Source organism: Nesiotobacter zosterae, assembly GCF_033843645.1.
Taxonomy (GTDB): Bacteria; Pseudomonadota; Alphaproteobacteria; order Rhizobiales; family Stappiaceae; genus Pseudovibrio; species Pseudovibrio zosterae.
Window position 1 is genome coordinate 1 of sequence record NZ_JAWXVZ010000005.1, and the last position, 12,786, is coordinate 12,786.

General features: G+C 56.7%; 6 protein-coding genes. 4 read left to right on the forward strand and 2 right to left on the reverse strand.

All coding sequences use genetic code 11. The features are described from left to right. Positions 1–146 precede the first annotated feature (146 nt). A complete protein-coding gene (locus tag Q3Y58_RS08275) occupies positions 147–2,495 on the reverse strand; it encodes a sensor histidine kinase (RefSeq protein WP_319621884.1) in 2,349 nt (782 codons plus the stop codon). Positions 2,496–2,674: 179 nt separating this feature from the next. Beyond that, positions 2,675–5,314: an aminopeptidase N gene (gene pepN / locus Q3Y58_RS08280; RefSeq protein WP_319621885.1), complete on the reverse strand. Its 2,640-nt coding sequence runs from the start codon at positions 5,312–5,314 to the stop codon at positions 2,675–2,677. Between the two features lie 244 nt (positions 5,315–5,558). Between pepN and Q3Y58_RS08285 the strand changes: the two genes are divergently transcribed. From Q3Y58_RS08285 to Q3Y58_RS08300, 4 genes are all read left to right on the forward strand, one after another. Beyond that, positions 5,559–6,731: a CaiB/BaiF CoA transferase family protein gene (locus tag Q3Y58_RS08285; protein WP_319621886.1), complete on the forward strand. Its 1,173-nt coding sequence runs from the start codon at positions 5,559–5,561 to the stop codon at positions 6,729–6,731. Positions 6,732–6,905: 174 nt separating this feature from the next. Beyond that, complete coding sequence (locus Q3Y58_RS08290) at positions 6,906–8,714, forward strand: adenylate/guanylate cyclase domain-containing protein (protein WP_319621887.1); 1,809 nt, start codon at positions 6,906–6,908, stop codon at positions 8,712–8,714. A gap of 244 nt (positions 8,715–8,958) precedes the next feature. After that, on the forward strand, positions 8,959–10,854 hold the full coding sequence (locus Q3Y58_RS08295) for an ABC transporter ATP-binding protein (RefSeq protein ID WP_319621888.1): 1,896 nt from the start codon (positions 8,959–8,961) through the stop codon (positions 10,852–10,854). A 41-nt stretch (positions 10,855–10,895) separates the two neighbouring features. After that, positions 10,896–12,743, forward strand: a complete 1,848-nt coding sequence (locus tag Q3Y58_RS08300) for an ABC transporter substrate-binding protein (protein ID WP_413697803.1) — start codon at positions 10,896–10,898, stop codon at positions 12,741–12,743. The last annotated feature ends 43 nt before the right edge of the window (positions 12,744–12,786 follow it).

A 12,786-nucleotide genomic window follows, 5' to 3' on the forward strand; every position in this document is an offset into this window, starting at 1 on the left:
AAAAGCGGTCTGCTGGGGGGAGGGTTTCTTCAACATACCCCATTGAATCAAAAGTCCCCGCATAAAGCGAGGACTTTCAATCACTTTGTCAGCAGTCTGAGCCCCGCTTGGTGCGGGGCTTTTGTTGATCTTTATTGGGAAGCCAATCAGGCGGCTTCGGCCCTTTTTGCCATCGTCTTGATTGGCAGATAGATGGTCACTTCCGTTCCCTTGCCAACCTCGGACTTCAGCTCCATGCGCCCGCCATGCAGCTCACAAAGAGACCGGGCAATCGCAAGCCCAAGGCCGGAGCCTTTATGGGTCTTGGTGAACTGGTTCTCAACTTGAACGAACGGCTTGGCGAGCCGGTCAATGTCCTTCTTGGCAATGCCAATGCCGTTGTCGGCGATGGTAAGAGCAACAAAGTCCTTGGTCTGGTTGCCGCTCACGGTCACCTTGCCGTTGTCCGGCGTGAACTTGACGGCGTTGGCCAACAGGTTGAGGAGGATCTGCTTGACGGCGCGGCGGTCGGCGTCGATGCCAATCGCAGGAACCTTCACGCTGGATACCTTGATGTTCTTCTCGGCAGCGGTTGCGGAGATGATGCGGGTGGAATCTTCAACGATGTGGTCGATCTGCACGTTCTCGACCGCCAGTTCCAAACGACCGGCTTCGATCTTGGACATGTCGAGGATGTCGTTGATCACGTTCAGCAGGTAGGTGCCGGAAGAGTGAATGTCCTTGCAGTATTCCTCATACTTCTCGCTGCCCAGAGTGCCGAACATTTTCTGGTTCATGATCTCGGAGAACCCGATAATGGCATTCAGTGGCGTGCGCAGCTCGTGAGAAATGTTGGCCAGGAATTCGGACTTCGCCTGGTTTGCATCTTCCGCGCGGGTCTTTTCTTCCGCATACTTTTCGGCCAGCTCCACAAGCTGCTGGGCTTGTGTTTCCAGTTTCTGGCGGGACTGACGCAGGTCAGCAACCGTTGCCATCAGCTGGCGCTCGGAGTTCAGAAGCTGTTCTTCGTGGCGCTTCAGCGGGGTAATGTCGGTGCCGACGGAGACGAAACCACCGTCCTTGGTACGGCGCTCAGAAACCTGCAACCAACGGCCATCTTCCAGCTCAGCCTCATAGGTGTCCGCCAGATCGATTTCGTCGCTTTGGGTTGGCTCTGAGGTGTTCAGGATGCGCTGACGGGCAGCAGCCATGACCGTCGCATAGGGCGTTCCAGCCTGAACCACATGGTCCGGCAGGTTGTGAAGCGCACGATAGTTGGAGTTGCACATCACCAGACGGTTCTCGGTATCCCACAGAACGAACGCCTCGGAGATGGTCTCAATGGCATCGCGCAGGCGCAGATCAGCAGTACGGCTCTGTTCCGCCAGTTCCTTTTGCTCGGTCACATCAATGCAGATGCCGATCAGATGCGGTTCAGCGGTGCCTTCGTCGGTTTGAACTTCAGCGCGGGCACGCAGCCAGATCCACGAGCCATCGGCGTGGCGCATGCGAAACTGCTGGTCTACCGTGGTCTGACCGGTTTCAAGCAGCCCCTGCGCGAGCTGATAAAGATCGATGTCTTCAGGATGGGTCAGCTTGCTGATCTCGGAAAAGCCCATGATGTCGTTGCGCGGCTCCAGTCCCAGCATCTCATAGAGCGAGGCGGACCAGAAGATGCGGCCGCGGGCCAGATCCCAGTCGAACAGGCCACATCGGCCACGGGTGAGCGCGGTGTCGATGCGGAACCGGGTTGCAGCGTAAATGCTGTCGGCTTGCTGCGCACGGGTGGCCTGGGCGAAGAAGGCGTAGATCAGCACCAGAAGCACGCTGGCCGTTCCAACGAAAATTGTAACGTTCGCGGAAACCTCAGAGCGCCAGCCCGCAAACACGGCGGCCTCCGGTTGCACCACAGACACCATGCCGAGGCGACCAGCGAGGTGGTGGATGGTGGCGAGCGACGCATTGTCCTGACCTTCGTTGATGGTCAGCACGCCAGCCCGCTTGCCAAAGAAGGTCATTGGCTGGGTGGCGCCCACAATGTCGGTCAGGCTCAGGCCTTCGATCTCAGGGCGGGTAGGGGCAGTTGCAACAATCTTCCCGCTCTGGTCAGCAAGCAAGATTTGACGACCCTGACTGGTGGCGCGCGGCGGCAGCGAGTCAGCAAGGGCGTTTTGAAGAGCTGTGTGATAGCCCACCTCGGGCAGAGTGCCTTCATAGCTGTCCATTTTCACGGTCAGGGCCGTGGCAATCAGCGTCAGGTCGTCCTCGGCTTTTTGGGCAATCTGGTCGTAATCGTAGGTGAGCTCGATACCACGAAAGGTTGCCATGCACACAATAAATACAATGCAGAGGGCAGGAATCAGTTTCCGAAGAAATGGTTCGGTGGTAATAAGCCTTTGATACGCGGGTTCCGCGAGTAGCTTGATGTGTCCCGTCAAAGCTTCCGCCCCGGAGATGCGCTTCGGGAAGCGCATGAATCGCCGAGCGGCCGCGCCCTGTGTAAAGGCCCGTGCCATAGAATGCCCCCAAAATGTAAAGTTCCGCCGCAAGTGATCGGGGTGTTGCCGTCGCCCGAATCACCTCCATTTGAATCTAAACGATTCGTCTTGTCTAGGGCTCAATTGGAAAAACAACGAAAAACGGCGATGCTTCGCACCGCCGTTCAAGGGACAAATCTAGATAGTGGGTAAAGTCTCTACTGCAGACACCTTTCCGCAATATCTTTCGTGTCTGTAGAGAGCGACTGCTCAGACGCGAGAATGCTGTTCAGTGCAGCTTTAGCTTTCATCTGGCGTTCCGGTTCAAGCGCGCGCCAAGAGCGGAAAGCATTGAGAATTCTGGCTGCTAGCTGCGGGTTCTTCGGATCGATCTTCAAAGTAACTTCAGCAAGGTAGTCATATCCGGAGCCATCAGATTCGTTGAAACGCCGTTGGTTGCCTGCGCAGAACGCACCCACCAGAGAGCGCACACGATTCGGATTGGTCCAGGAGAAGCCTGCGTGCTCGGTTAGCTCCTTCACACGCTCCAGCGTGCTGGCTGCGGGGGAGGTTGCTTGCACTGTGAACCACTTGTCCATGGCAAGGTGATTGCTCTTGTGGCGCGCCTCAAATGCGTCCAGTGCCTCATTTTTGCCAGGAAGATCTAGGTGGACAAATAGCGTAAGTGCGGCCAGTCGATCGGTCATGTTGTTGGCGGCATCGAAGTGCGCCTTCACCAGGTGGATGCCCTCGGCTTCACCAGAAGCGGCAAGGTACCCCAAGAGGCGGTTGCGCAGCGCGCGCGTGCCTGCCGCCTGAGCGCTTGGACTGAAGCTAGCATCTTCAGGTGTCAGCGCTGTGTAGAGCTCCCGGAAGCAGCCATAAAGCCGCTGACCAATCGCTGTACGCAGCCCTTCATGAGCCAGAGCCAGTGCTTCAGGGTCCACATTCTCCGCAATCTCGCGTGCAAGATCGGCTTCAGATGGCAGCTGAAGCGCCAACGCCCGGAAGGCATTGTCCAGCGTTTGATCCGAAGCAATCACGCCCATTGCATCTATAAACGCGTCTTCTTGCGGCAAGCTTTCGCCTTGGCTACGGGCGACCAGTAACCGTGTTGCAACGGTCTGGGCGGACTGCCAGCGATTGAAGGAGTCGATGTCGTGACGCATCAGGAACAGCTGTTCCTCAAGCGTCAAGTCGCTGCGCAGGTTCACAGGGGCGGAAAAGCCGCGCAACAAAGAGGCAACCGGCTTTTCGGAAATTCCATGGAAAACAACAGTTTGCTCTGCCTGATCAAGGATGATCACATCTCCCTCGACGGTCGCGCCTTCCACGTTGCTGAACGCCATGTCCTTGCCCTTGGGGCCCACAAGACCAAAGCGCACCGGCATGACAACCGGTTTTTTGTCCTGCTGGCCCGGAGTTGGCGGCGTTACCTGCGTCAGCTTGAGAGTGAAGGTCTGCGCACTTGGATCATGGCTGGTTTGGGCCGTCAGGGTTGGGGTGCCAGCCTGAGCGTACCAGAGGGAGAAGCCGCTGAGATCCTTACCAGTTGCGTCTTCAAATGACTTCAGGAAGTCTTCAATGGTGGCGGCATCGCCATCATGTCGCTTGAAGTAAAGATCCATTCCCTTTCGGAAGCCGCTTTCTCCAAGCAGGATCTTGATCATGCGAACAAGCTCTGCGCCCTTCTCGTAAATGGTCGCAGTATAGAAGTTGTTGATTTCCTTATACTGTTCCGGACGAACAGGGTGGGCCAGCGGGCCGCTGTCCTCTGGGAACTGAGCAGCCTTGAGGCGTTGCACATCGGCAATGCGCTTCACCGCGCGGGAGCGCTCATCGGAAGAAAACTCCTGATCGCGGAAAACGGTCAGGCCTTCCTTCAGGCACAGCTGGAACCAGTCGCGACAGGTGATGCGGTTGCCCGTCCAGTTATGGAAGTACTCGTGCGCCACCACAGTTTCAATGCCCGCATAGTCGCCGTCAGAAGCCGTGTCCGGATCCGCAAGGATGTACTTGTCGTTGAAGATGTTGAGGCCCTTGTTTTCCATGGCCCCCATGTTGAAGTCGGAAATGGCAACGATGTTGAACACATCCAGATCGTATTCGCGGCCAAAAACCTTCTCATCCCAACGCATGGAGCGGATCAGGCTGTCCATGGCCCAGTCGGCTTGGGTTTCATTGCCATGTTCAACGAAAATACTCAGCTTCACCGCCTTGCCAGAAGCGGTGGTGTAGTCTGCATCGATATGGGCCAGATTGCCCGCAACCAGCGCAAACAGGTAGGATGGCTTCGGGTGTGGGTCGTGCCACACGGCATAATGCTGGTCGGTGCTCGGCACATCGCCGCTTTCAACCAGATTGCCATTACCAAGAAGCACCGGATAGGCCTTCTTGCTGGCAGTAATGCGCGTGGTGTAGGTGGCCAGCACGTCTGGGCGATCATAAAAATAAGTAATGCGTCTGAAACCCTCTGCCTCACATTGGGTGCAGAACGTGCCGCTGGACACATAAAGCCCCATTAACTGTGTGTTGGTCGAAGGGTTGATTTCCGTGTCGATGGTCAGCGTGAAGGGCTCAGCCTCTGGGCTATGGATCACCAGCTTTTCTGGCGTTGCCTCATAGGCCTCATCGTCGAGAGGAATGTCGTCCATGGCAACGCTTGCCAGTTTCAGGTCATCGCCATCCAGCTCCAGCGGCGTTCCAGCCGCAATGCCGTCGCGGCGGCGCATGTGCAGCTTGGTACGGACAGTGGTGCTCGTGGGGTGAAGCCTGAAATCCAGCTCAACGTTATCGATGATGTAGGGCGTCTGGCGGTAGTCTTTCAGCAAGATGGGAGCAGCGTTGTCCGACCGCATGAGGTACTCCTGAATTCCAATTAAGAAAGCCGACGTTGGGGCGTCGGCGCGTGTCTCTAGGCACCCGTTCTAAGCGGTGGCTGAGGATTTGAAAACACGAATTTGCATTTGAAATGCAAAACATAGCGAAACCATGGCTGACCTGCATCTTGAGCGCTGGTAGGAACATCATGACAGTTCCTCCGGCGACATCTGCGGCGAAACACGCTAGCACCTTTCGGGCAGCAAAAGGCGAGAGGACACCGTGAGCGCACCCCTTGAAAACGTTAAAGTCATCGAACTGGCTCGGATTTTGGCCGGCCCCTGGATTGGGCAAACACTGGCAGATCTTGGCGCTGACGTCATCAAGGTGGAAAGCCCCAACGGCGATGACACGCGCACATGGGGCCCCCCGTTCATCGAGGATGATGAAGGCGGCAAAAGCGCGGCCTATTTCCATGCGTGCAATCGCGGCAAGAGATCGGTCACCGCCGACTTCAGTACAAAGGAGGGGCGTCAGTTCGTTTTGGATCTGGTCGCAGACGCCGATGTCCTGATCGAGAACTTCAAGGTCGGCGGCTTGAAGAAGTATGGCCTCGACTATGAAACCCTGAGCAAAATTAATCCTCGCCTCATTTACTGTTCCGTTACCGGGTTTGGTCAGGACGGTCCCTATGCGCACCGCGCTGGGTATGATTTCATGATCCAGGGCATGGGCGGAATTATGGACCTTACCGGTGATCCCAATGGCGAGCCGCAAAAGGTCGGTGTGGCCTATGCTGATATCTTCACAGGCCTTTATGGTGTGATCGGCATTCAGGCGGCGCTCTTGCGCCGGCAGCGCACAGGCGAGGGCGAGTGGATTGATATGGCCCTCATGGACACGCAGGTCGGGGTGCTTGCCAACCAGGCCATGAACTACCTTGCAAGCGGTAAAGCACCGCGCCGCATGGGAAATGCCCATCCGAACATCGTACCTTACCAAGTGTTCGCCGTGGCCGATGGACACCTCATCATCGCCGTTGGCAATGACGGCCAGTTCAAAGCATTCTGTGAGGTTCTTGGTGTACCCGGCCTTGCCGAGGAGCCGCGTTTTGCCACCAACCCGTCCCGCGTTGAAAACCGCGACGAGCTGATCCCCGCACTTGAGGCGCTGTTGCAGGAGTGGCGGCGCGATGAACTGCTGGCAAGACTGGAGGCCCGCTCTGTTCCTGCAGGGCCGATCAACTCCGTTGCCGAGGCTCTGGAAGACCCGCAGGTAAAGCATCGTGGCCTTGTGGTGGAACTGGAAGGCGCGTCCCTTGGGCAGACCTCTCAAAAATATGTGCGCACCCCCATTTCCTTCAGGAATGCGAATCTGGATTTGACCAGACCTGCACCCAAGTGCGGCGAGCACAACGAGCAGTTCCGCCAATCGGCATCACAAGTGCCCGAATAATCCCAAATAAAAGTAGAGCAAAGGTTGAATAAGCCGCAAAACGCCGGTCCGCAGTGTTGTGATGATACAATGTTTGACCCTACTGTACCTCTCGATTAGAGAGTATGGGGATTGTAACGAACCCTGCTGTGCAGCGGGGCGGGGGGTCTTGTGCGATTATTCAGGACACTGGCTTTGCGGCCGTGGCAACTGAGACGAAAACTGCGCCGTGTTTCGCTTACGGCCATTGTAGGGGTCGGGTTTGGCACCTTGGTTGCCGTCTGTGGCGGACTGGTGCTCATCCTTTCCGTTTCCGCCAATCTGAAGAATACCCGCGACCTTCTGGAGCAAACGGCAGACCTCTCCCTGTATTCCATCGAAAGCGTGATCAAGTCGTCTTTTGACCCCATCTCCATCTCCATTCAGGAACTGAGAGACTTTGTTGAAGGCGGTGACATCTACATTTCCGATGAAGACCAGCTGGCTCAGGTCTTGAGCGGTGTGCTTCTTGGCAACCGCAATATCGACATGGCCGCCTTTACTGACCTTGCTGGCCGGGCGTGGGGCATTGGCCGCACCAAGGAAGGTGAACTGATCCGATTTGAGGGGCAGGCCCCCGCGGAACTGCAACTGCAAAACTTCTTCTCGGTAAATGGTCTTTCTGGCGAGCCGCAGTGGGGGCGGTTGCTCAAGGCGGATGGCCGGATCTTCGCCAACGTCTCTGTGCCCGTGCATTACCGTGAGATCCTGATTGGCCACGTCACAGCCGGTGTTTCGATGGAGCAGCTCAGCAGCTCGCTCTCCCAGTTCGGTGTGGATCACAGGCTGACGACCTTTGTTCTGAGCAACAGAGGAGACGTGATTGCCTACTCGGGCAATGGCCTGTTTTCCGAGGTGGAAAAAGGACCACTGCTCTCGCCCATAAGGGACTATGGCGACCCCGTTTTGGCGCAGCTTCCAAATGCAGACGATTTTACCCGCCAAAAAGCAGTGAATGAGCTCGGTTTGAGGGTCCTCCAAGTCACCGTGGACGATGTGGACTACCTCATCCTCCTTCGCGAAATGGAGGGCTTTGGCTACAGCGATTGGATCGTCGGCCAGTACTTCGAGGAAAGCACGGTTGAAGGCGAGATCCAGCGTCTGGCCCGTTCTGCATTGGCAGGTGGTTTCATTTTGATCATCTCCGCCATTTTGGCAATCATCGTTGGTCGCCGCGTTGCCGGTCCATTGGGGCAGATCGCAGACCGGGCCGAACATATCGGCCGTTTGGAGTTTGAGAACATCAAGCCCATGGATCGCAGCATGATCCTTGAGCTTGATAAGGTTGCAACGGTCATGAACCACAGCACTCAGGCTCTGAAGGCCATGAGTATGTATGTGCCGCGCACCTTGTTCTCCAAGCTGCTGAACAAGGGGCTCGACAACGCAACCAAGCCGCGCGAGGCGCAGCTCACCATTCTCTTCACCGACATTGCCGAGTTCACCACAATTTCGGAGACCCACAGTGCCACCGAAGTGGCGCAGCTTCTCAACGATCACTTCGCCATTCTCGTGAAAGCCATTGAGGATGAGGGCGGCACTGTTGACAAGTTCCTCGGCGATGGCTTGCTGGCCTTTTGGGGCGCGCCGGATGAGCGTCCCGACCACGCGGAGGCGGCCATGCGGGCCGCACGGCGCATTGCCAAAGACATTGCAGAACACAATCGGGCCAATCCGGAGGCTGCGCTCAAGATCCGCATCGGTGTTCACAGCGGTGCTGTTATCGTGGGCAATGTTGGCGGGCAGGACCGCTGGAACTACACCGTGATCGGCGATGCAGTAAACGTGTCCAACCGCTTGCAGGGGCTGGGAAAGGGCGTTGCGCCGGGGGCTCATGCTGTGATTCTGGCGAGTGGTGAGACCGTAGAACAACTTTCGCACAAGGAAGGCCTTCAAAATCATGGTCAACGCCAGATCCGTGGCCGCGATGCACCAGTAGAAATTTGGGCCTACGAAGAAGAGTAACCTTGCGGATTTGGCCAAAATTCTAGGTTTTCCGTTTTACATCGCGTAGTTCTGCAATGTTTCAGGCCTGCCCCTGCCTGCAATCTGTGATTTTTGTTTTAAAGAAAACACAGTAATGTAAGATGTTCCTGATAAAAACCTCAACGTCCACGTGAACGTTGCGTAAAAAACAACAGGAACTTAGGCATCAGAGGTACCATTTGGAGGGAACGACCCACGGAAAACGTGGGCAGGAGGCAACCCCTTGAATTTATTGTCACTCGAGCGACTGACGGTTGACTTTAATACAGCCGAGGGCAGGATCAGGGCCGTCGACGATGTGTCATTCCGCATTCCGATGAACCGCTCAGTGGCGCTTGTGGGAGAGTCTGGCTCCGGCAAGACCGTCATTTCACAGGCGATCATGGGCCTGTTGCCCTCCCGTGCCTCCATCTCTTCGGGGCAAATCCTCCTGCACGATCCGCTCAACCCGGACGTGGATCTGGACATTGCAAAGCTCGCCCCGGATGGGCCACAGATGCGCGCCATTCGCGGCAACCGCATCGCCATGATCTTTCAGGAGCCAATGACATCCCTGTCGCCGCTCCATACCATTGGTGATCAGATCGGTGAGGCTGCACAGCTGCATCAGGGTGTATCCGCGCCCGAAGCCCGTGAGCTTACCCGCACAATGCTCTCGCTCGTTCAGTTTCCGGACCCGAACCGGGGCATTGATGCCTATCCTTTCGAGTTGTCTGGCGGTTTGCGCCAGCGCGCCATGATCGCCATGGCCCTGATTTGCAAACCAGCCCTTCTGGTTGCCGATGAGCCGACCACTGCGCTGGATGTGACCATTCAGGCTGAAACGCTGAAGCTGATCCGGGAAATTCAACATGAGCTGAACATGTCCTTGCTCATGATCACCCACGATTTCGGCGTGGTTGCCAATATGGCCGATGATGTTGTGGTCATCTATCACGGCAAGGTCATGGAAAAGGGCAGTGCGGAAGATCTGTTTCGCGAGCCCAAGCACGACTATCTGAAAGCCCTTCTGAACGCCGTTCCAAGCTTTGGCATGAAAGAGGGACAGCGCCTGGTTCCCATCCGTCCCATCAAGGCAAATCTGGGCAGTTTTTTGAAAAACCGTGCCGAGGAGTGCGGCAGCAAGACTGGAAACATCCTGCAAATGTCCGGCGTCACCAAGCAGTTCACCTCCCGAAAAGGTGGTTTGCTTCGGGCCAAACCTCGGGTCTTCACGGCACTGGATCAGGTGAGCCTCAGTGTCAAACGGGGCGAATGCCTCGGCGTTGTAGGAGAATCCGGCTCGGGCAAGACAACCGCCGCGCTTGCCATGTTGCGCTCGTTTCCGGTCGAAGAGGGCACCATCACCTTCGACAAGGGAACCGGGCCGGTCGACATATCGACCTTCAACCGTGCGCAGATGCTGGACTATCGCCGCCGTGTGCAGTTGATCTTTCAGGACCCGTTCTCCTCACTCAATCCGCGCATGACGGTCAACGACATCCTCATGGAGCCCTTGATCATCCACGGCATTGGCACCCATCAGGAGCGTCAGCAACGGGCCCGCGAACTGATGGACCTTGTTGGCCTCAATGCCAAGTACCTGCGCCGGTATCCGCATTCGTTCTCCGGCGGTCAGCGCCAGCGTATCGGGATTGCCCGTGCCCTTGCGCTCAACCCGGAAATGATATTGTGCGATGAGCCGACTTCGGCGCTCGATGTGTCCGTTCAGGCGCAGATCCTCAATCTCTTGCAGGATCTGAAGAAGGAGTTGGGCCTCACCTACCTGTTTGTCAGTCACAACCTCGCTGTTGTTGACTACATCGCAGACCGCATCGCGGTCATGTGCCGGGGGCGGCTGGTAGAAATTGGCCCGACGCAGTCCATCGTCGAGGCGCCGATACATCCATACACAAAGGCGCTGCTGAGCGCAGTGCCCGAGCCGAGCCTTGATGCTCTGCTCGACTTTGAACATTTGGACGCCATGCGCGCGTCCGAACCAGAACTTTGGCCGGAACCATTCCGTCTGGGGCAAGGGGTAGCTCCGGAATTGGTCGAGGTCGCGCCAGACCACATGGTCTGCGCACCGGGGATGAAGACAAAAGAGACAATAGAGATGTTGGTTGAGAGGGTGTCTTGAACAAGAGCATTGCATTAAGAGGCGTTGCAGCGGCTCTTTTTATGACGTGGGCAGGGTCCGTTGGGGCCTTCACCATGCAGGAAACATCTGGTCTGCAGGAGGGGCTGCCGCCGGTCGCTGAGCGCGCGCCTGTCGAGCCGATGATCACAGAAATGGAGAGCATTGGCCGCACCACAGGCAAGCAGGGCGGAGAAATGCACACTCTCGTAGGGCGCACCAAAGATGCGCGTCTCATCAACGTTTGGGGCTATGCCCGACTGATGGGCTATGATGAAGAGCTGAGCCTGCAAGCCGACATCCTCAAATCAGTCGAGAACGAAGACGACCGCATTTTCACATTGAAATTGCGCGAAGGCCACAAATGGTCTGATGGTCACCCCTTCACCTCTGAAGATTTCCGGTTCTGGTTCGAGGACATTCTCAACAACGAAGACCTCAACCCATGGGGCATGCCACCGTTCATGATGGCTGGCGGCGAAGCACCTACCTTCGAGGTGATCGACGAAACCACTGTTCGTTTTACCTGGAACAGCCCCAACCCGCTGTTCCTTCCCGAGTTGGCCAAGTCGCGCCCGCCGTTCATCTACCGGCCGGCCCATTACCTCAAGCAGTTCCACGAAGCCTATGGCGATCCTGCGGAAATTGCTAAGATGGCGGCCCAGTTTAAGGTGCGCAGCTGGGCACCCTTGTTCAACAAGCTGGATGACATGTACAACGGCCGCAACGTCGACCTGCCTTCCTTGCAGCCATGGGTCAGGGTCGATGAAGGGGACGACCGCCGCATCGTTTTCTCGCGCAACCCGTACTTCCACCGGTTCGACAGCACGGGCCAGCAACTGCCCTACATTGACCGCGTTGTGATGACCGTCGCCGACGGCAAGCTGATCCCGGCCAAGACACAGGCTGGCGAAAGCCACTTGCAAGCCCGCAACCTGAATTTCTCTGACATTTCTGTTTTGAAGCGCGGGGAAAAAGGCGAGGGGTACAAGACGCAGCTTTGGCTCTCGACCAAGGGCTCGGAAGTGTCTCTGCTGCCAAATCTGGCGGTCAAAGACCCGGTCTGGCGCAAGCTCAATCAGGATGTACGTTTCCGCCGTGCGCTGTCCCTTGGCATTGACCGAAGCATGATCAACAAGGTGCTGTACTTCGGTCTGGCACATCCGGGCAACGACACGGTGCTTAGCATGTCACCGCTGTTCAGGGAAGAATACGCCACCAAATGGGCCGAGTTTGATCCGGACAAGGCCAATGCCCTTTTGGATGAGATTGGCTTGGTAGAGCGCCGTGAAGACGGTGTCCGCCTGCTGCCAGACGGTCGGCCGCTCGAAATCATCATTGAAAGCACCGGTGAAAGCCGCGCACAGGATGATGCGATCGAGCTGGTTTCCGAGACGTGGCGCGAGCTTGGCATTCGCGCGTTCTTGAAGCCGAGCCAGCGCGATACCATCCGTAACCGCGCCATCTCCGGCGATCTTGTCATGTCAGTCTGGTCCGGCTTTGAAAATGGCGTTCCAACCGCCGAAATGCCCCCTCTGGACTATGCGCCAACCCGTGGTGACTTCCTCTCCTGGGCCACTTGGGGTGACTACTACGAGACGGAAGGCAAGTCTGGCGAAAAGCCTGACTGGGCACCTGCAATACGCCTCAACGAACTTTACGAGGCGTGGCTCTCCAGTTCTTCTAACGAGGAGCGCAGCAATATCTGGCATGAGATGCTGCAGATCCATGCAGATGAGACCATTCACATTGGTCTTGTCAACGAAGTGCGTCAGCCTGTTGTGGTCAAGGGGCTGTCCAATGTGCCGGAAAAGGCAATTTACGGATGGGATCCGGGGTCACACTTCGGCATTCATCGCATGGACGCCTTCTACTTTACGGATCTGAAGTGAGGGCATTCGTGCCCTCCCACTTCTTCAAGCCTGAGCGTTAAAC